Raw genomic sequence first — 18,489 nt, 5'->3', positions numbered from 1 at the left:
GTGCAGGCTGGGGCGGGCCGGGTTGCGGGTGACGGCGATTGGGGTCGGGCTGGCGGCGCTGGGGCGTCCGGCCTACATCACGCTCGGCCGGGACCGCGACCTGGGCGCCGACCGTGGCGTCGCCGCGATGCGGGCGCGTAGCTGGGCGGTGCTCGACGCGGCGCTGGCGGCCGGAGTGCGTTACTTCGACGTGGCCCGCTCCTACGGCAGGGCCGAGGAGTTCCTGGCCGGCTGGCTGCGCGAGCGCGCCATCGCGCCCGGCACGGTGACCGTCGGATCGAAGTGGGGTTACGCCTACGTGGGCGGCTGGCGCATGGACGCCGACCGGCACGAGGTGAAGGAACTCTCGGCCGCCCGGCTGCGCACTCAGCTCGGCGAGAGCCTGGCGCTGCTGGGCGAGCACCTGTCGCTGTACCAGATCCACTCGGCGACCGTGGAGAGCGGCGTGCTCGACGACCCGGACGTCCTGGCCGGCCTGCGCGAGCTACGCGACCGGGGCGTGGCGATCGGGCTGTCCACGACGGGACCGGGCCAGTCCGCCACCGTCGACAGGGCGGTCGAGACCGGGGTGTTCGACACCGTCCAGTCGACCTGGAACCTGCTCGAACCCTCCGCCGGCCCCGCGCTGGCCCGCGCGCACCGGGCCGGGCTGGGTGTGATCGTCAAGGAAGGCGTGGCGAACGGCCGCCTGGCCGGCCCGGCCGCGCCGCCCGTACTCGCCGACGCCGCCCGCGAACGCGGCCTCACCCCTGACGCCCTGGCGCTGGCGGCCGTCCTGGCCAGGCCGTGGGCGGGCGTGGTGCTGAGCGGGGCAGCGTCAGTGGCCCAGCTCCACGACAACCTGGCCGCGGCCGGCGCCGGCTGGGACGCGGAACTGGACGAACGGCTGGCCGGGCTGACCGAGGACCCGCAGGCGTACTGGACGACCCGCGGCGCACTGACCTGGCAGTAGCCGCCGGACTGGGGTCGCCGGGCAGCTGGAACGGCCCCCGCCCGCAGAGGGGTCGGGGGCCGTGCGGCAGGCAGAGGTCAGAGCGCGGCGAGGTCGACGGCCTTGGCCATCGCGTCGAGCCCCGCGTCGTTCGGGTGCAGCCAGTCGCCTTCCTGACCATCACGGGTGTTGTACTCAGGACGCAGCCGGTCACCGTCGGCCGGGTCGGCGAGCACCCGCTCGAAGTCGACCACCGCGTCGTACTCGCCACCGGTGCGGATCCACTGGTTGACGGCGTCCCGCGTCTTCTCCATGGCCAGCGTCCGCGCGTTGTCCTCCGGGTAGAACCAGGGGTTGCCCTTGAACGGCATGATCGTGCCGCCGACGACCTTGACGCCCTTGGCCCGGGCCGCCTGGATGAGCGCGCGGTGGCCCTCGATGATCTGCTCGGCCGTGACCGTCGGGTTCGGTGTGCTGCAGGGCGAGTCCATGAGGGGATAGGTGATGTCGTTGATGCCCTCCATCACGATCACCGATCGCACGCCGGGACGGTCGAGCACGTCCCGCTGGAAGCGCGCGATGGCCTTCTCGCCGAAGCAGGAGGAGTCGTTCAGCACCCGGTTGCCGGAGATGCCGGCGTTGAGCACGCCCAGCTTCCTGCCCGAGGCGGCCAGCCGCTCGGCGAGCTGGTCGGGGTAGCGGTTGTTCGCGTCCTGGGTGGAGCCGGTGCCGTCGGTGACCGAGTCGCCGAACGTGACCACCGAGCCCGGGCCGCCGAGGACGTCCACGCCGGTCAGGTAGTACCAGGAGGACGAGGTCTCGGTGAACGCCTTGGCCCGCGGGTCGAAGCGGTGGTCGCCGCGGGCGCGGTAGGAGGTGGCGGAGGCGATGTCGTGGAAGGTCGCGGGACCCGTCCTGCCCTTGACGTAGAGGGTGACGCTCACCTGGTCGAGCGCGTCGGTGCGGAGGTGGACGGCGTCGCTGACGGCCTCCTGCCCGGCCGGGATCACCGTGCCTCGTGCGTGGCTGAACGTCACCGGACGCAGCGTGGCCGGCCGGACCTCGGCCCCGTCGCCGGACTTGGCGATCGAGACGCCGGTGACCTGCAGCGGGGTGGTGCCGTACCTGTTGGACAGCCGGATCCTGAGCTTGGCGCCGCCGGTGCTGAGTCGTACCACCTGGCGGATCGAGTGGCCGGCGAAGCCGGACTCGGACCAGTTGGTGCCGCCCGGCATGCCGCCGGGGGACGGCCGCTGCACGGCGGCGGCCCACGCACCGCTCCAGGCGCGCTCACCCGCCGCGTTGGCAGCGGCGACGGCGGCGGCCGGCTCGGCGGCCTGGGCGGGGAGGGTCAGCGGCGCGAGCGTCGCCGCGGTGGCGGCCGCGATCGCGGTGACACGGTTCAGAGTGGTTCTCATCGGGGTGCGATCCGTTCTCGGGTGGTGAGCAGCTCTCGGGGTGATGAGCGGCATGCGGGGCGACGTGCGGCTCGGGATGACGAGCCGCTTCTCGGGGTGACAGGCAGTTCCCGGGGTGACAGGCGACTCCGGGGCGAAGGGCGGCACCCGTGGCGAGGGGCGGTGCCTGGGTGAAGGGCGGTGCCGGTCGCCTGGGGTGCGGGCGTGGGCCGGTCGGCCCACGCCCGCGTGGTCGGCGTGACCCGCCCCCGTGAGGGTCAGCCGAAGTCGGCGACGTGGTCGGCGGCCCACTGCGCGTACGTGCGCGCGGGCCGGCCCGTGATGTCCTCGACCAGGGAGTTGACCGCCGCGGGCCGTCCCGCGGTGGCGGCCATCAGGTCGAACAGCGCGTTGATGAAGGCCGGGTCCATGAACTGCCCGAGCTGCGCCCTGACCGGCTGGTCGTCGATCTCCTCGAAGCTCAGCGACCGGCCGAGCGCCGAGCCGAGCACGCCCACCTGCTCGGCCTGGGTCATGGACTCGGGCCCGGTGAGTTCGTAGACCTGGCCCGCGTGGGCGTCGCCGGTCAGCACGCGGGCCGCCACCGCGGCGACGTCGCCCTCGTGGACGGGCGCGCTCGTGGCTCCGGCGTACGGACCGCGCACGACGTCACCGCCGCCGAGCTGCATCGCGAACGACAGCGAGTTGATGGCCGGGAAGAAGATCCGCAGGAACGTCCACTCCGCGCCGGTGGCCTTGATCGCCTGCTCGACGCCGTAGTGGTAGGCGGCGATCACGTCGGGCTGCTCGGCGGCGCCGTCGACCACCGCGCCCGAGGACAGGAACACGATCCTGCGCACCCCGGCGTCCTGAGCGGCGCGCAGGATCGGCGCCGGGTCCATCTGGTACGGCAGGACGAGGAAAAGCGCGTTCACACCGCTCAGCGCGGGGGCGAGCGATTCCGCCTGGGTCAGGTCACCACGCACGACCTCGACACCCGCGGGCAGCCCGGCGCTCTCGGGGGTCCGGCTCAGGGCGCGGACCTGGTGGCCCGCGGTGGCGAGCGCTTCGACGGTCTGGCGGCCGAAGTGGGCGGTGGCCCCGACAACGAGGATCATCTTGGTCTCCTTAGATCATCGGCGACGGTTCGCCGCCGATGACCTCAACATATCAGAACGGAATGCTTTGTTCCAATCGCGCTGCCGTCTCGTCGACGAGACGTCGGCAGCCAGTCACGAACGGAACCAGGGCCGGGATTGCCGGCACCGCCCGCCCGCGCCGCCATCCTCCTCCCCCGCGCCGGATTCCTACCAGTGCCTGGTGAATCGCCGCATATGCAGACAAAAAGAGCTATTTGTCGCTGTTGCATATGATTCGTGTGCATTTCGCACGTGCGCGAAGGAGATCGGGTGGAGCAGAGACCGTGGCCGGCGACGGCGCTGCCCGTCGTCGTGCTGCTCTGCCTGCTCGTGGCCAGGTCCACCGCACTCTCGCTCCAGCTCGAACCCGGCCCCGGCCAGGTGGTCGCCTACGCCGCGCTCGTCGCGCTGGTGATGGTGCACGCTCTGGTGATGCTCCGGCCGGGCCGGCGTACGTCGTGGGCGCTCGCGGCCGAGGCGGTGCTGGTCTTCACGCCGTACCTGATCGTGGGCGCCGCCTGGGGGCCGGTGGCGGGGATGCTCGCGTCCGCGGCCCTGCTGACGCTGGCCGCCCCCGTGTCATGGGTGGTGTTCGCGCTGGTCATCGCCGCGGACGCGGCGGCCAGGGCGCTCAGCGGCGCCGGTGACCCGCCGATCGTGGCGCTCGGCTTGACGGTCGTCAACCTGAACGTCGGCCTGACGCTCTACGCCGTGGGCCGGCTGACCGAGCGCGTCCGTCTGGCCGGCGAACGGCGGCGGCAACTCGCCGCGCTCGCCGTCGCCAGGGACCGGCTCGCCACCGCGCGCCTGCTGCACCTGGGCATCGGCGAGGACCTGTCGGCCGTGATCAGGCTGTCCCGTGCCCCCGGACGCGCGCAGCTGACCGATATCGCCGAACGGGCCAAGAGGTCGCTCGCCGCCGCCCGCGAGATCGCCGGGACGCGGCGGGAGCTGGGCCTGGCCACCGTTCGAGCGCCGGACCGGCCGGCTCCGGTGATGTTCCGTTTCACCTGGTGGACGATGCTCTTCATGGTGCTCAACCACCAGGAGCTGGTGCTGTCCAACCTGGCCGAGTTCCACCGTCTCGACGTCCGCGCATGGGCGTTGATCGGCGCGTTCCTGACCGTGACCACGGCGCTGCAGCTCTACCACGGCCTGCCCCGCCGCGACGGGTCCGCGCCGCGCGCCTGGCCGTGGACGCTGGCCCTGCAGGCGGCGCTCCTGGTGCCCGTCCTCCTGCGCTTCGGCACCCTGGCGGGCTCCGCGGCGATCCTCGTGCTCGGCACGGTGGCGGTCCGGGTACGTCCCCCGTGGTCGTGGCCGCTCGCCGCGCTGGGGCTGGCCGGTCTGGCGGCGCTGCACAGCCCCGCGGGCTCGTTCGCGCACCCGTATTTCGTGGCCGCGGGCGTCATGACGGTGCTCGAGATCTACGCGCTGCACCGGCTGCCCGAGGTCACCCGCACACTCAACGAGACGGGGGCCGAGCTCGCCAGGATGGCCGTGCTCCAGGAACGCCTGCGGGTCGCCCGCGACGTCCACGACCTGCTCGGAGCCGGGCTCTCGGCGATCCGGCTGAAGGCCGAGCTGGCCCTGCGCCTGCTGACCGCGGACCCCTGCCGGGCCCGCGAGGAGGCGCACGGCATCGGCTCGGCCGCCGAGCGGACGCTGAGCGAGGTGCGCGCCATCACCGGCCGCCCGGCCGCGCTGACCTTCCGCGACGAACTGGCCGCCACGCGCTCGCTGCTGGCGGCCGCGGGCATCCGGCTGTCCGCCGACGACCGCACGCCGCCGGTCCTGCCCGCCGGGACGGACGCGCTGCTGGCCACCGTCCTGCGCGAGGCCGCCACCAACGTCGTACGGCACTCGACGGCACGTACCTGCCAGGTGTCGGCGCAGGTGGTGGACGGACGCGTACGGCTACGCATCACCAACGACGGCCACGCACCGGACACCACACGACCCGAACCCGCGACCGGCCCTGCGACCGGGGCGCGGTTCAGAAGGGGCACCGGGCTCGACAACCTGGCCGCCAGGGCAGCGGAAGGCGGCGGACACCTGACGGCGGGACCCGACGGCAGCCTGTTCGTACTCACGGCCGACCTGCCGCTCACTCCGACGGCCCGCACCGAAGTCCCAGCCTGACACGGCGCGCTTCCAGGAGGTGGAGGTGCGTTACAGCCAGCCGGCCTCGGTGGCGATGCGAATGGCGTCCACCCGGTTGCGCGCGTTCAGCTTGGTCACCGCCGAGGCCAGGTAGTTGCGCACGGTGCCGTACGTGAGGTGGAGTTGCCCGGCGACCTCGCGCGGCGTGGCGCCTCGCGCGGTCAGCCGCAGCACGTCCGCCTCGCGCTCCGACAGCGGACTGCCCGCCGCGCCCAGCGCGGCGTAGGCGAGCTGCGGATCGAGCACCCGGCCGCCCGCGGCCACGGTCCGGATGGCGGCGACGAGCTCGTCGGGGCCGGCGTCCTTGAGCATGAACCCCGCCACCTCGGCGGCGATCCCGCGCCGCAGGTTCGCCGGACGTCCGACGGCGGTCAGGATCAGCGTCCTGCACGACGGCAGCCGTTCGCGCAGGCGGGCGGCGGCGTCGAGGCCGTCCATGCCGGGGAGCTGGATGTCGATGACCGCGACGTCCGGGCGGTGCTCCAGCGCGGCGGGCACGATGGCGTCACCGTGCTCGACCTCGGCGACGACCTCGAGATCGGCCTCCAGCCGCAACAGCCCGGCCAGCGCCTCGCGCAAGATGCGCATGTCCTCGGCCAGCAGCACCCGAATCACCCGTCACCCCCTATGAGGCGAAGGATATCCGCAGCTCAGCGCCCCGAACCTCAGGCGCGGGCCACCTCGCGGCGCCGGGTCACACCTCGTCCGAGCGCGCCCGGCCGCTTCGGTCGCGCGCACCGACCGCGAACGCGAGCGCCCCGATCATGAACCCGACCCCCACGATGGCCAGCGCCGTGACCTGACCCGCCGCCTGGGGGTCGCTGAACAACGCGCCGAGCCCCGCGTACAGCAGGACCCCGGTACCCAGCACCATGAACACGATTCGCCCCACCATGGCGCGATCATAGAGTCCCGGGACCGGCCGAGCACCGCGCCTTCCACGTCCCGCAGCCGAGGCAGGCAAGTAGGCCGCACGACCGGCGCCCGGACCACGAAGGGAAACGCGCCCCGGCCTACGCCACCTTGGCCGAGCTCGCCTTCCAGGTGTTGCACGCCGCCGGCCCACCGGCCTGGTATCCCTGCTTGAACCAGTACACGCGGTTGGCCTGCTTGCCCTGCCACTTGAACCTGCCGTACTCGGGCGGCTCGACGGACGCCACGAGCGGCTTCCAATCCTTGATCACCCGGCCCAGGCTCTTCATGGACGCCCCGGCCAGGCAGTCCCCCTGCAGCGAGAACCGCCGCGTCTGCTCACGGGACTCCGACTCCGACCCGTCGCTGCCCAGCGCCCAGTACGCCTGGCCGATGCCGGTCTGCCCCAGCACGACCCCGCTCCAGCTCTTGGTGATGGCCGAGAACATGGCCAGATCGTCCTTGGCCTTGATCCAGTCCGCGGCCAGCCGCACCTCGATCGCCCTGAAACAGATCTCGGCGAACGAACCGGCGATGTCCATGCCGCTGCTGCAGGCCTTCTTGTCGTCGGACGCCTTGATCTTCACCTCGACCGGCACGAAGTCCTTGATCTTGGACTTCCAGGCCGTGTTCAGGCAGGAGACGAGCTTGGTGGCGTACTTCGCGGCCGAGGAGCGGCTCGTCCCCTTGGCCACCTTGCAGCGGACCTTGGGCAGCTTGCCCGCCTTGTACAGCTCGTTGTGGGTCAGCTCAGGAGCGCCCGTGACGGGGTCGGCGACGGCCGCCCCGGAGAAGAGCACCAGCCCCGCGGCCGCCACCGCACACACGCGAATGATCATGGCCCTGGATCCTAGGACCACCGCCGCCTTCGTGACCAGCGGCCGAGCGGCTAGCGCTGTTGCTGCTGCTGTTCCTTGAGCCGGAGCGCTTCCTTGCGGTTCTCGGCCTGGATGGACCGCTCCCGCTCCAGCCAGTCGGGGTTCTCGGCCTTCAACGCGTCGATCTCGGCGGTGGTGAGCGGTCCGGTGATGCCGTTCCTGGCCAGGCCGGAGATCGACACGCCGAGCTTCGCGGCGACCACCTGCTTGGGGTGCGGGCCGTTGCGGCGCAGGTCGGCGAGCCAGGACGGCGGCTTGGCCTGCAGTTCGTTCAGCTCGTCCCTGGAGACGACGCCCGCCTGGAACTCGGCGGGAGTGGCCGAGAGGAGCACGCCCAGCTTCTTGGCCGCGGTCTCGGGCTTCATCGTCTGGATGCTCTTCGGTTTGGACGAGGTCATGGCGTCAAGAGTAGTCAATCGGAACCGGTCTCCCCGCCATCGGTAGGCTGACGAAGTGACTGATGAGGAGACCGGCAGGGTGTTCCGGCTGGCGTACGCGCCCGGGGTGACACCCGCGAAATGGGTCAACGTCTGGTGCGAGCGGATTCCCGGCGTGCCGGTGACGCTGTCCATGGTCCCCGCCGCCGAAGTGCCGGCCCTCCTGCTGAACGGCGAGGCCGACGCCGGTTTCGTCCGGCTGCCCGTCGACCGCGACCGGCTCAGCGCGATCCCTCTCTACGTGGAGACCACGGTCGTCGTGGTGCCCAAGGACCACGCGGTGACCGCCGCCGAGGAGGTGACCCTCGCCGACCTGGCCGACGACGAGGTGCTGCACCCGCTGGACGACACCATCGAGTGGACGTCCCTGCCCGGGCTGCCCGCGTTCACCCGCCCGGACACCACGGCGGACGCGATCGGGCTGGTCGCGTCCGGGGCCGGGCTGCTCCTGGTCCCGCAGTCGCTGGCCCGCCTCCACCACCGCAAGGACCTCAAGTACCGCCCGGTGACGGACGCGCCGCAGTCCCAGATCGCGCTGGCCTGGCCGACGGACGCGACGACCGACCTGGTCGAGGACTTCATCGGGATCGTCCGAGGCCGGACGGTGAACAGCTCCCGCGGCCGCACCCCCGCCCCGCACGCCGACAAGCAGCCCCAACGGCAGCCGCAGCCGAAGTCACAATCGCAGTCGCAGTCACAGTCGCCGTCGCAGAAGCGCGCACGAACCGGCTCCACCCCCCGCCGCTCACCCCAAACCGGCCGCAAACGAAAGGGCCCCCGCTGACCCCCACCCGGTCAAAAGACGCACCAGATACACACAGGCCGCCGACGCGGGCGGGAAGTCGTCCACCCCGATCCCGCGTTCCTCGGCAGTAAACAGCCCAGCCGATTTTGCGCTTTCATCGTTTAACGATCCATGAGCACGCGAGGCCACCTCCGCCACGTCACAGCTCCAACGGCGGCAATCCCCGCATCGCCCGATAACGCCGCCGCTCCTCGGTCAAACTCGCCGACCCGTTGGGGCCACCCAAGACGACATCGGCATTGTGATCGTCCTGCCCGTCATCCTCCCACCAGCATTCTGCACAGAACCCCAAGCCACCCCGATACCGAAGGGTGGGCAGGAAACAGCATGGGCACGAGTACGGCTCATCACGCGGCGGCAGCCGAAGAAAAGTTCCCCCTTGTTCCGCCATCACACCCAGAACCCATCGCCTCCGCTCACGGATCTCCTCGATACTGGGATGCTTCATTTCCGCCACGCCACCGCACCTCCCACTTCAATGCCCACACCTCAAAGAAAAAAAATATTCACCAACGGCGAACCTCAGCAGCAGAGGCCGGGCCAGCCCCTCACCGCTTTCGTCGCAGTCCAAGACGCCCAGCCCATCAACCGGGCCGTCTCCTACGTATGTGTGGACTGTCAGCCCAGATGATCAGGCCAGCGGTTGCCTAGTGCGGGGCCTCAAGAGCGGCGGCGCTCACGAATTGCCGCCTCGATCCGCAAACCAACGCCGATCAGCGCCATGATCCATAGACCTACCAGCCATGGCCACGAGGGAAATCGTTCCTCGAAGATCAGAATCCCGAACGATACGGCGACGCCGACGACAATCGCGACCGTCCCGATGTTCCGGACCACATCATGGTCCTCGGGGGCATCGGCCGGCGAACGGTAAGCCTTGTGGTCCTCGGATTCGGTCACGGCGGAGAGCATCCCACATGGCATCAATCAGCAGGAATCCCCTACCCGGCCCGCCTCAGTGCGACGGCGCACCCATCACCCTGATCTGAAGCCCCGCACGACAGCAGCCAGCATGTCGAGTTCACCACTCAAAACCGACGCGCTGATCTTCCCCGGCGCACGAGGCGGCATCCTTCGCCGCACCGACTTCTTACGCGCGGCGAAGTGGAACAAGACCATCAGGAAGATCGGCGTCCCTGGGCGACACTTCCACGATCTCCCGGCAACAAGGATTCCCGCCGACTCCGGCAAAAGTTTCCGCCGCGCGATCCAATGGCACGTCAACGGCACGAAGCCCCGCTTCCGCGATCGGAAACGGGGCTGAGGTCGCAGGTGGGCGGTACTGGGTTCGAACCAGTGACCCCTCGCTTGTAAGGCGAGTGCTCTACCGCTGAGCTAACCGCCCCTGATCGGCACTAACCTTACGACACCAACGGGGCCGATCGCACATCCAATACCCAGCCGGGACCGAGTTCAGGACGTCCCGCCGCTCGCCAGCCCAGCAGGGCGGCGCCGAGCATGCCGGCGTCCACGCCGAGCGCGGCCGGCACCAGCGGGGGCGCGTCGCGGAAGGTGAGACGCTTGACCAGCCGGGTGCGGACCGGGTCGAACAGTGCGGGGCCCGCCTCCGCGAGGCCGCCGCCCAGGACGATCATGGAGGGGTCCAGCAGGAGCGTGTACGTGGCCAGGGCCAGGGACAGCGCTTCCACCGCCTCGTCCCAGACCTCGATCGCGATCGGGTCGTCGGAGTTGACCACCTGCTCGGCGCGTACGCCCTCCACGCCCGCGCGCTGGCTGTAGCGGCGGCCGACAGCGGCCGCGGACGCGTACGTCTCCAGGCAGCCGAACTGGCCGCAGGCGCACTGCTCGCCGTCGGGGAAGACGGGCGTGTGGCCGATCTCGCCGGCCCAGCCCGAGACGCCGCCGTACGGCTCGCCGTGGACGATGATGGCGCCGGCGATCCCGGTGCCGATCGGCAGGAACAGGAAGTCGGAAACGCCCCTGCCCGCGCCGAGGATGCTCTCCGCCAGCCCGCCGGTGCGTACGTCGTGGCCGAGCATGACGGGGACGTCCAGGGACGTGAAGTCCGTGGCCGGGACGTCGCGCCAGCCGAGATTCGCCGCGTAGATGGCCGAGCTCTCCGAGACCAGCCCAGGAACGGCCAGACCGACCCCTGCGGGCACACCATCGCCGGACGCGGCCAGGTGACTGATGAAGTCACGGATGGCGGCCACGACGGCCTCAGGGCCGTCTGCGCGCGGGGTGGGGCGCCGCTCGCTCAGCAGCACCGCGCCGGACTCGCTGACCAGGCCGCCCTTCATGGACGTGCCACCGACGTCGAGCGCGACGACGAACGAACTCATTGCGGACACGATAGGAGACGATAGCGCAGGTCAGCTCGTGTCCGGAAAATCCGCACGCCGGTGGGTGAGACGACGCCGTCGAGTGGGTGAGACGGCGGTCGCCGTCCACGTCCGCACGCAGGCAACTCTCCGGAGGACGGGGGCCTCGGGGCATGAGATCTCGACATCCGGTCCCGCCTTCGGTGGTCGGCGTCGACGCCTTGTCTCACGCCGGTCAGGCTCGGCCCAGCACCCGGTTGAGCGCGGCCTCCACCTCCGCCGACAGCCCGGGTGGCGGGGCCACCGTGCCCGCCAGCGCGTCGGATCGGGCCATCCGGACCGCACCGCACGACCGGCATTCCACTTCACCGAGCCGGCAGATGAGCGTGGTGGATCCGCAGGTGCCGCACGTGTCGAGATCGAGGTCGTGCAGCCGTTGACAGTCCGGGCAGATGAGCACCTGGGTCTCGTCGCGCACCCCGCGCTTCCACGGGCTGGCGCCTCGGACCGGGTCGGTCTGCCGGGCCCCGCAGCGGTAGCAGGGCATCGTTTCCTCCGAAGTCAAGAAATGTCGGCGAGTGCCTTGACGTAGTCGGCGACGTCACGTGCCGAGGAGGTCGGGTTGACCACCGACCACCGGATCACGCCCTCGCCGTCGATGATGAAGGTCCCCCGCAGCGCGAGCCCCTTCACCTCATCGAACACACCGTACGCCTGCGCGACCTGTCCGTGTGGCCAGAAATCGGAGAGCAGCGAGAACGCGTAACCCTCCCGGTCCGCCCAGGCACGCAGCGAATATATGGAGTCGACCGAGACGGTGAGCACCCGCACACCCTCGGGGAAGGTGAAGTCGCGCAGAGCCGACAGCTCGGCGTGACAGATCCCGCTGAACGCGAGCGGGTAGAAGACCAGCACGACCTTCCTGCCCCGGAGCTCGGAGAGTCGCACCGGAGTGCCGTGCTGGTCCTGAAGTTCGAAGTCGGGCGCCGGGGCGCCGACCTTGGCAGGATGCGCGTTCACACCACCATCCTGCCGTACGGGCGACGCTCGGGCCGCCACGGGATGGCCACGAACGCACCATCGGACCGCCACGCCGCTCCAGCGGCATGACGGCGGGGTCGTCGCACCGCACTCCGGTTCAGCGGCGGCCAGGCCTCCACGCCATCTCGCCGCCTCACGGCCGCAGTCACGATCCGGCCTCGATCACAACCTCGATCACAGTCATGACCCCGGTCATGGACGCGAGCCCCGCACCGCGAGAACTCGCACCCGGACACCGCGGACCGCCCGACCCGACCGACGCACCTGAAGCGACGTGCCGGGATCGATCCGGGATCGATGCGGTCGATCCCACCGGGATCGCCGCACCGCAGTCCACGCACCGGAACCGACACGACCGAACCGACACGACCGAGCCGACACGACCGAACCGAACAACTGAGCCGATACGACCGAGCTGACACGACTGAGCCGACGCCACGATCCAGCCCCGAAATCGGGCACCCCGACCTGGCGTCACCGTCCAGCACAACGATCCGGCATCGATCGGTCCGACCTCACCGGACCGAACCCGGCCCACCGGGCCAGGCGACACCCGAACCGCACCGAACCGAGACCCCGCCGGTCACGCCACCGACGCCACCGACGTCGGCGACCACCGGCCATACAAACCATTCAGGCCGTTCAGGTCATTCAGGCCCGTGTCGGCCGTGTCGAACACACCGAACCGTGGGCCGTTGTGCTCGGGTTCTCTACCGGCGTCCCTTCGGCGTGACGAGTCTGGTCCCCGACCAATCGGGCGCGGCGGAGATGCTGCTCGTCTGCGAGAGACCCGCGGTAGCGGCATCCTCCCCGATGTCGCTCGGCTCCACATGGCCATCGCGCCCGGCCTTGGGAGTCAGCAGCCAGATCTGGCCGCCCTCGGCGAGACCTCGCATGGCGTCGCTCAGGACGTCGAAGAGGTCCCCGTCTCCGTCGCGCCACCACAGCAGCACCACGTCCACGACGTCGTCAGTCTCTTCGTCCAGCAGCTCGTTACCGGTCAGGTCTTCGATGGAGTCGCGAAGCTCGTCGTCGACGTCCTCGTCCCAACCGATCTCCTGCACCACCTGACCCGGCTTGAGGCCGAGTCGTTCGGCCAGGCCGCGCTCGCCCTGCGCCTGACCCGCGGTCGCGCTCACGTTTATCCCTCCTGCTTGAGTGGCCGCTTATGCGGTTTATCGCTTCGGCACAGTCCACACGCTGTGACCCTCAGTCGTCAACGGTCGCCACGGGTACGGCCGTAGTCGGCCAGAATCAATGGGACAAAAACGACAGGCGAACCTGGCGTTGCGGGTTGTCGACATTCAGGTCCACCAGCGCCACCGACTGCCAGGTGCCGAGCGCCAATCTGCCGCCGAGCACGGGGATCGTGGCGTACGGCGGGATCAGCGCCGGCATGACGTGCGACCTGCCATGACCGCGCGAACCGTGCGCGTGACGCCACCGGTCGTCGGCGGGCAGCAGATCGCGAAGCGCCGCGAGGAGATCGTCGTCGCTGCCCGACCCCAGCTCGAGCAAGGCCACGCCGGCGGTGGCGTGCGGCACGAAAACGTGCAGCAGGCCGTCCTCACCCTGCGCCCGGACGAATTCCGCGCATTCGGCGGTGATGTCGTGCACCGTCTCTCGTGACCCGGTGGCCACGGAGATGATTTCAGATCTCACATGAGAATCCTACTGAGGCACAACGACCGCATCAGGGCCGGGAAACACCAGCCCGGTGTGTCCGTCGTCGAACCGCACGATGTACGGAGGCCCGCCGTTCTGGCCGTGGACCTCGATGATCACGCCGCTCCGGTCCCTTTCGCCAACGGTATTCCCGTGCACCAGGAGCCGGTCGCCTACCGTCGCATTCATACCTCCACCTTCGTACGCCGACCGCCATAGGAAAAGAGGCATATCCACCTCCCCTCATCGGGCGAGGGAAAAAGATGTCCGAAACGTTACGCTGCGCGGCTGTGGCGCTTCGGGCCCCACGGCCGGACGACCGTCTCGTACGCCCTCGCCACCGCCACCGCGGCGCTCCTGGTGGAGACCGCGCTGGCGCCGTTGATCCTGATCCCTCTGGCCTGCAGCTCGAACGCGGCCGCCGCGGCCCGGGAACTGGCCACCAGAGACCCCAAGGTCCTCGGTCTGACCGCGTCCAGGCTGAACCCGGACGTCCCCGCCGCCTCGTCCGCCGACCAGGACAGATGGAATTTCGGCTACGAGATCCCGAACATGAAGGCCCTGGCCGAGGGCGAGGAGATTCAGGCGCCGCCGGTGGCCGCGTTGCTCGCCCCCGGCCTGCGGATCGTCCGCGGCACCGACCCGAGGCGGCTCACGTCCGGCGAAACTCCGGATCCGGGCGCCCGGCCCGGGGACGGGCGGCGGCGGGAGCGGCGACGTCGGCGGTCGTGAGGTGACCTGGTGGGCCAGCCCGGTCATCGTGCGGCAGCTGCTACTGGAGCGGCGCCCGGTGCCGCTGGAGGACGCCGGGCTGCGGCCGGCGATCGCGGAACTGTGTCGCGCCTACGAGACCCGCATAGGCATCACGGTGACCTGTGAGCTGACCGACGTGCTGCTCGCTCTCCCCGGCCGAGCACGCCGTGCTCCGCCTCGTGCGGGAGCCGCTGGGCAACGCGGTCAAGCACGCCGAACCTGCCACGCTGCGGGTACGTCTGAGCCGCGGCGACGGTCTCGTCACAGTCGAGTGACTGACGACGGGCGTGGCTTCGACCCGGCGGAGGTGGCCGCGCGGCACGCATGGGCCTGGCGCTGATGCGGGTGAGCGAGCTGGGCGGCGCCCTGGACGTCCGCAGCCGGCCGGGCCACAGCGCCACCGTGACGGCCACCGTCAACACAGTGGAAGAACGCGGCTGAATGACGATCCGGGTCCTCGTCGTGGATTGGCACGGCCTGCGCACGCTGCGGGCCGAGGACGAGCCGCCAGCGGTGATCGTGCTCACGTCGTTCCAGGACGACGAGCGGGTGGCGGAGGCGGTGCGCGCGAACGCGACGTGCAGGGCCCCTGGCCAGGGGCCCTGCAACAGGGCCTCATCCCCTGGACGAAGCCCTGTGAAGGCCCTGTGAAGGCCCCGTGAAGGCCCTGAGGCCGGCGAACGATCACGGCCCTGGCGACGGGGCCGGGTCGGTGGCGGTGATGCCGCCATCAGGCTCGGGGTCGCCCTGGCCGCAGGCGGGCGCGGCCCCAGTTCCCGTGCCACAGGCGGACGCGCCCGGGTTCCCGTGCCGCAGACCGCCGCGCCCCCGGTCCCCGATCCGCACGTCACCCCCGTGACCAGCAGAAACGCCCCCATGAACACGAGTTAACCCGGCCCCGAGCAGGCCACCATGGGAGCCTGACCGATAGACTCGCCGGTCGCATCGCGCGGGCGTGGGTGAGATCTCCCCTCTTCGGGGGAGGTTCAGGTGAGGCGGGGACGACCTCGGGCGATCCTCCAAGACTTTCGAGCGAAATTTCGTTCGTTTTCCGGTCTTGTTAAATTGCTGCTTCGATGTAACCTTTGGTGGCGATTCGTCCTACCATCGGTGGTCTAGGCCACGCAGAGTAGCCCTGCCAGCAGGGACACCCTGGTTACTCGTCAGTAGAGATGCACTTTCTACGACTAGCGACCAGGATGGAAGGCGAGACCCAGACCAGACATCAGTCATCCTCGGAAGGCGAGACCCAGTGGCTTCCGGACGCCAGCGTTTCTCGATCATCAGCGACGGCCTACCCAGCCAGCTGCCTGATGTCGACCCCAGTGAGACCAACGAGTGGCTCGAGTCCCTCGACAACGTCGTCAAGACGGAGGGCCGCACGAGAGCCCGCTACTTGATGCTCCGCATGCTGGAGCGGGCCCGCGAGCACCAGGTCGGCGTGCCGGGCCTGCGCAGCACCGACTACATCAACACGATCCCGCCGGAGCGCGAGCCGTGGTTCCCCGGTGACGAGCACGTCGAGCGCCGCATCCGCGCCTACATCCGCTGGAACGCGGCCGTCATGGTGTCGCGGGCCAACGCGCGCACGAACGTGGGCGGCCACATCGCCACCTACGCCTCGGCGGCCTCGCTCTACGAGGTGGGCTTCAACCACTTCTTCCGCGGCAAGGACCACGGCGAGTCGGGCGACCAGGTGTTCTTCCAGGGCCACGCGGCGCCGGGCATCTACGCCCGCGCCTTCCTGGAGGGCCGGCTCAACGAGAGCCAGCTCGACGCGTTCCGCCAGGAGCTGTCGCACGGCTTCCACGGCCTGCCCTCCTACCCGCACCCGCGGCTGCTGCCCGACTTCTGGGAGTTCCCGACCGTCTCCATGGGTCTGGGCCCGATCAGCGCGATCTACCAGGCGCGGTTCAACCGCTACCTGCTCAACCGGCAGATCAAGGACACCTCGCGCAGCCATGTGTGGGCGTTCCTCGGCGACGGCGAGATGGACGAGCCCGAGTCGCTCGGCGCGATCGGCCTGGCCGCCCGTGAGGAGCTCGACAACCTCACCTTCGTCATCAACTGCAACCTGCAGCGCCTCGACGGCCCGGTACGCGGCAACGGCAAGATCATCCAGGAGCTGGAGTCGTACTTCCGCGGCGCCGGCTGGAACGTGATCAAGGTCGTGTGGGGCCGCGACTGGGACCCGCTGCTGGCGGCCGACGTCGACGGCGTGCTGGTCAACCAGATGAACACGACCCCCGACGGCCAGTTCCAGACCTACTCGGTCGAGACCGGCGGCTACATTCGCGACAACTTCTTCGGCGGCGACCCGCGCCTGCGCAAGATGGTCGAGCACCTGACCGACGACGACATCCGCAAGCTGTCGCGCGGCGGCCACGACTACCGCAAGGTCTACGCGGCGTTCAAGGCGGCCCGCGAGCACGTCGGCCAGCCGACCGTGATCCTCGCCCAGACCATCAAGGGCTGGACCCTGGGCAAGGACTTCGAGGCGCGCAACGCCACGCACCAGATGAAGAAGCTCACCAAGGCCGAGCTGAAGGAGTTCCGCGACCGGCTCTACCTGCCGATCCCCGACTCCGCGCTCGAAGGCGACCTGCCGCCGTACTTCCACCCGGGCGAGCACGACCCGGAGATCGAGTACATGAAGGAGCGCCGCGCGGCCCTGGGCGGCGTGCTGCCCAAGCGCGTGGTCCGGGCCAAGCCGCTCACGCTGCCCGGCGACGACGTGTACAAGCAGTTCTCCAAGGGCTCGGGCAAGCAGCAGGTGGCCACCACCATGGCGTTCGTCCGGCTGCTCAAGGACCTCATGCGCGACAAGGAGATCGGCAAGCGTTTCGTGCCGATCATCCCCGACGAGGCGCGCACGTTCGGCATGGACGCCATGTTCCCGAGCGCCAAGATCTACTCGCCGCACGGCCAGACGTACGAGGCCGTCGACCGTGACCTGCTGCTGTCGTACAAGGAGTCGACGGTCGGCCAGATCCTGCACGAGGGGATCAACGAGGCCGGCTCGATGGCCTCCACCACCGCGGTCGGCACGTCGTACGCCACGCACGGCGAGGCGATGATCCCGATCTACATCTTCTACTCGATGTTCGGCTGGCAGCGCACCGGCGACCAGATGTGGCAGCTCGCCGACCAGATGGGCCGCGGCTTCCTGCTGGGCGCCACCGCCGGCCGCACCACGCTGAACGGCGAGGGCCTGCAGCACGAGGACGGCCACACACCGCTCATCGCCTCGACGAACCCGGCCGCCGTCTCCTACGACCCGTCCTGGGCCTACGAGACCGCATACATCGTCAAGGACGGCCTGCGCCGGATGTACGGGGAAGACCCGGAGAACGTCTTCTACTACCTCACGGTCTACAACGAGCCGTACATCCAGCCCGCCGAGCCGGCCGACCTCGACGTGCCGGGCCTGCTCAAGGGCCTGTACAAGTTCGCCGACTCGCCGCGCGCCGACGGGCCGAAGGCCAACATCCTGTCCTCGGGCGTGGCCGGTCCGTGGGCGGTCGAGGCCCAGCGCCTGCTGGCCGAGGAGTGGGGCGTGTCGGCCACCGTGTGGTCGGCGACGTCCTGGTCGGAGCTTCGCCGCGAGGCGCTGGCCTGCGACGAGCACAACCTGCTCAACCCCGACGCCGAGCAGCGCGTGCCGTACGTGACCCAGGCGCTTTCGCAGGCGCAGGGCCCGTTCGTGGGCGTCAGCGACTACATGAAGGCCGTCCAGGACCAGATCGCGCAGTGGGTGCCGGGTGATTGGTCCTCGCTGGGCACCGACGGGTTCGGCCTGTCCGACACCCGCTCGGCGCTGCGCCGCCACTTCCACGTGGACGCCGCCTCGATCACGCTGGCCGTGCTGACCGCGCTGGTCAAGCAGGGGCAGCTCGACGCCGAGGTGCTGCGCGAGGCGATCGCCCGCTACCACCTCAAGAACGGCGTCACCGAGGCCGGTGGCGCAGAGAGCAACGACACCCAGTCCATGGGCGTCTGACACCGACGATGACGCGTCCCCCGGAGAAGTTTTTTCCGGGGGACGCGTCATGTTCCGGGCGGACTCCCGTTTGGGGAGTGTGAGGC

Annotated in this window: 21 protein-coding genes and 1 tRNA gene; 7 read left to right on the top strand and 15 right to left on the bottom strand. The window is 70.1% G+C overall.

All coding sequences use genetic code 11. The features are described from left to right. On the top strand, window positions 1-952 hold a 952-nt coding region (locus tag HII36_RS04640; protein WP_217369157.1), incomplete at its 5' end, for an aldo/keto reductase. Window positions 953-1,029: 77 nt separating this feature from the next. On the opposite strand, the gene HII36_RS04635 is transcribed toward HII36_RS04640, so the two are convergent. Both HII36_RS04635 and HII36_RS04630 read right to left on the bottom strand, forming a co-directional pair. Further along, window positions 1,030-2,349 (bottom strand): SGNH/GDSL hydrolase family protein, encoded by a 1,320-nt coding sequence (locus tag HII36_RS04635; RefSeq protein ID WP_173521766.1) that lies wholly within the window; start codon window positions 2,347-2,349, stop codon window positions 1,030-1,032. A gap of 257 nt (window positions 2,350-2,606) precedes the next feature. Next, complete coding sequence (locus HII36_RS04630; protein ID WP_173521765.1) at window positions 2,607-3,446, bottom strand: SDR family oxidoreductase; 840 nt, start codon at window positions 3,444-3,446, stop codon at window positions 2,607-2,609. 291 nt (window positions 3,447-3,737) lie between these two features. On the opposite strand from HII36_RS04630, the gene HII36_RS58550 reads away from it, so the two are divergent. Continuing rightward, complete coding sequence (locus HII36_RS58550; RefSeq protein ID WP_173521764.1) at window positions 3,738-5,609, top strand: sensor histidine kinase; 1,872 nt, start codon at window positions 3,738-3,740, stop codon at window positions 5,607-5,609. 30 nt (window positions 5,610-5,639) lie between these two features. Here the strand turns inward: HII36_RS58550 and HII36_RS04620 are convergent, their stop codons facing one another. The 4 genes from HII36_RS04620 to HII36_RS04605 form a co-directional block, all read right to left on the bottom strand. After that, window positions 5,640-6,245: a response regulator transcription factor gene (locus HII36_RS04620; RefSeq protein ID WP_173521763.1), complete on the bottom strand. Its 606-nt coding sequence runs from the start codon at window positions 6,243-6,245 to the stop codon at window positions 5,640-5,642. 79 nt (window positions 6,246-6,324) lie between these two features. Beyond that, window positions 6,325-6,525: a hypothetical protein gene (locus HII36_RS04615; protein ID WP_173521762.1), complete on the bottom strand. Its 201-nt coding sequence runs from the start codon at window positions 6,523-6,525 to the stop codon at window positions 6,325-6,327. A 118-nt stretch (window positions 6,526-6,643) separates the two neighbouring features. Then, complete coding sequence (locus HII36_RS04610) at window positions 6,644-7,381, bottom strand: neutral zinc metallopeptidase (RefSeq protein WP_173521761.1); 738 nt, start codon at window positions 7,379-7,381, stop codon at window positions 6,644-6,646. A gap of 50 nt (window positions 7,382-7,431) precedes the next feature. After that, a complete protein-coding gene (locus HII36_RS04605) occupies window positions 7,432-7,818 on the bottom strand; it encodes a DUF5997 family protein (RefSeq protein WP_173521760.1) in 387 nt (128 codons plus the stop codon). Window positions 7,819-7,873: 55 nt separating this feature from the next. On the opposite strand from HII36_RS04605, the gene HII36_RS04600 reads away from it, so the two are divergent. Continuing rightward, window positions 7,874-8,641: a LysR family substrate-binding domain-containing protein gene (locus HII36_RS04600; protein ID WP_328807590.1), complete on the top strand. Its 768-nt coding sequence runs from the start codon at window positions 7,874-7,876 to the stop codon at window positions 8,639-8,641. 160 nt (window positions 8,642-8,801) lie between these two features. On the opposite strand, the gene HII36_RS59130 is transcribed toward HII36_RS04600, so the two are convergent. After that, on the bottom strand, window positions 8,802-9,053 hold the full coding sequence (locus tag HII36_RS59130; protein ID WP_173521779.1) for a CPCC family cysteine-rich protein: 252 nt from the start codon (window positions 9,051-9,053) through the stop codon (window positions 8,802-8,804). Between the two features lie 269 nt (window positions 9,054-9,322). Beyond that, entirely contained in the window at window positions 9,323-9,562 is a 240-nt protein-coding gene (locus HII36_RS04590; protein ID WP_173521759.1) for a hypothetical protein, read from the bottom strand. Between the two features lie 112 nt (window positions 9,563-9,674). Here HII36_RS04590 and HII36_RS04585 point away from each other — a divergent pair, with 112 nt between their 5' ends. Further along, window positions 9,675-9,926 (top strand): hypothetical protein, encoded by a 252-nt coding sequence (locus HII36_RS04585; RefSeq protein ID WP_173521758.1) that lies wholly within the window; start codon window positions 9,675-9,677, stop codon window positions 9,924-9,926. Between the two features lie 9 nt (window positions 9,927-9,935). Here the strand turns inward: HII36_RS04585 and HII36_RS04580 are convergent. The 7 genes from HII36_RS04580 to HII36_RS04550 form a co-directional block, all read right to left on the bottom strand. Beyond that, window positions 9,936-10,007, bottom strand: a tRNA-Val gene (locus tag HII36_RS04580). A 16-nt stretch (window positions 10,008-10,023) separates the two neighbouring features. Further along, window positions 10,024-10,965, bottom strand: coding sequence for an ROK family protein (locus HII36_RS04575; RefSeq protein WP_173521757.1), 942 nt, complete (start codon window positions 10,963-10,965; stop codon window positions 10,024-10,026). A 214-nt stretch (window positions 10,966-11,179) separates the two neighbouring features. Continuing rightward, complete coding sequence (locus HII36_RS04570) at window positions 11,180-11,491, bottom strand: hypothetical protein (RefSeq protein ID WP_173521756.1); 312 nt, start codon at window positions 11,489-11,491, stop codon at window positions 11,180-11,182. 14 nt (window positions 11,492-11,505) lie between these two features. Further along, complete coding sequence (locus HII36_RS04565) at window positions 11,506-11,964, bottom strand: peroxiredoxin (protein WP_173521755.1); 459 nt, start codon at window positions 11,962-11,964, stop codon at window positions 11,506-11,508. 731 nt (window positions 11,965-12,695) lie between these two features. Next, on the bottom strand, window positions 12,696-13,124 hold the full coding sequence (locus tag HII36_RS04560; RefSeq protein WP_173521754.1) for a DUF3052 domain-containing protein: 429 nt from the start codon (window positions 13,122-13,124) through the stop codon (window positions 12,696-12,698). A 115-nt stretch (window positions 13,125-13,239) separates the two neighbouring features. After that, entirely contained in the window at window positions 13,240-13,647 is a 408-nt protein-coding gene (locus tag HII36_RS04555) for a secondary thiamine-phosphate synthase enzyme YjbQ (protein ID WP_173521753.1), read from the bottom strand. A gap of 9 nt (window positions 13,648-13,656) precedes the next feature. Next, window positions 13,657-13,839, bottom strand: coding sequence for a DUF1918 domain-containing protein (locus HII36_RS04550; protein WP_173521752.1), 183 nt, complete (start codon window positions 13,837-13,839; stop codon window positions 13,657-13,659). A gap of 192 nt (window positions 13,840-14,031) precedes the next feature. On the opposite strand from HII36_RS04550, the gene HII36_RS04545 reads away from it, so the two are divergent. The 3 genes from HII36_RS04545 to aceE all read left to right on the top strand — a co-directional run bounded on the left by HII36_RS04545 (window position 14,032) and on the right by aceE (window position 18,403). Continuing rightward, complete coding sequence (locus HII36_RS04545) at window positions 14,032-14,382, top strand: hypothetical protein (RefSeq protein ID WP_173521751.1); 351 nt, start codon at window positions 14,032-14,034, stop codon at window positions 14,380-14,382. Between the two features lie 462 nt (window positions 14,383-14,844). Beyond that, window positions 14,845-15,054: a response regulator gene (locus HII36_RS04540; protein ID WP_173521750.1), complete on the top strand. Its 210-nt coding sequence runs from the start codon at window positions 14,845-14,847 to the stop codon at window positions 15,052-15,054. A 601-nt stretch (window positions 15,055-15,655) separates the two neighbouring features. Beyond that, window positions 15,656-18,403 carry a pyruvate dehydrogenase (acetyl-transferring), homodimeric type gene (gene aceE / locus HII36_RS04535; protein WP_173521749.1) on the top strand — a complete coding sequence of 916 codons (2,748 nt, stop codon included), beginning with the start codon at window positions 15,656-15,658 and terminating at the stop codon, window positions 18,401-18,403. Window positions 18,404-18,489 lie beyond the last annotated feature (86 nt).

Source organism: Nonomuraea antri (assembly GCF_013283785.1).
In the GTDB taxonomy this organism is placed as follows: domain Bacteria; phylum Actinomycetota; class Actinomycetes; order Streptosporangiales; family Streptosporangiaceae; genus Nonomuraea; species Nonomuraea antri.
This window is presented reverse-complemented; position numbering and strand designations above follow the sequence as displayed.

What these genes read in the sequence shown, in the direction of transcription:
- HII36_RS04635 (WP_173521766.1), bottom strand. Translation starts at nt 2,349, where the DNA reads ATGAGAACCACTCTGAACCGTGTCACCGCGATCGCGGCCGCCACCGCG.
- HII36_RS04630 (WP_173521765.1), bottom strand. Translation starts at nt 3,446, where the DNA reads ATGATCCTCGTTGTCGGGGCCACCGCCCACTTCGGCCGCCAGACCGTC.
- HII36_RS04615 (WP_173521762.1), bottom strand. Translation starts at nt 6,525, where the DNA reads ATGGTGGGGCGAATCGTGTTCATGGTGCTGGGTACCGGGGTCCTGCTG.
- HII36_RS04610 (WP_173521761.1), bottom strand. Translation starts at nt 7,381, where the DNA reads ATGATCATTCGCGTGTGTGCGGTGGCGGCCGCGGGGCTGGTGCTCTTC.
- HII36_RS04605 (WP_173521760.1), bottom strand. Translation starts at nt 7,818, where the DNA reads ATGACCTCGTCCAAACCGAAGAGCATCCAGACGATGAAGCCCGAGACC.
- HII36_RS59130 (WP_173521779.1), bottom strand. Translation starts at nt 9,053, where the DNA reads ATGGCGGAACAAGGGGGAACTTTTCTTCGGCTGCCGCCGCGTGATGAG.
- HII36_RS04585 (WP_173521758.1), top strand. Translation starts at nt 9,675, where the DNA reads ATGTCGAGTTCACCACTCAAAACCGACGCGCTGATCTTCCCCGGCGCA.
- HII36_RS04575 (WP_173521757.1), bottom strand. Translation starts at nt 10,965, where the DNA reads ATGAGTTCGTTCGTCGTCGCGCTCGACGTCGGTGGCACGTCCATGAAG.
- HII36_RS04570 (WP_173521756.1), bottom strand. Translation starts at nt 11,491, where the DNA reads ATGCCCTGCTACCGCTGCGGGGCCCGGCAGACCGACCCGGTCCGAGGC.
- HII36_RS04550 (WP_173521752.1), bottom strand. Translation starts at nt 13,839, where the DNA reads ATGAATGCGACGGTAGGCGACCGGCTCCTGGTGCACGGGAATACCGTT.
- HII36_RS04540 (WP_173521750.1), top strand. Translation starts at nt 14,845, where the DNA reads ATGACGATCCGGGTCCTCGTCGTGGATTGGCACGGCCTGCGCACGCTG.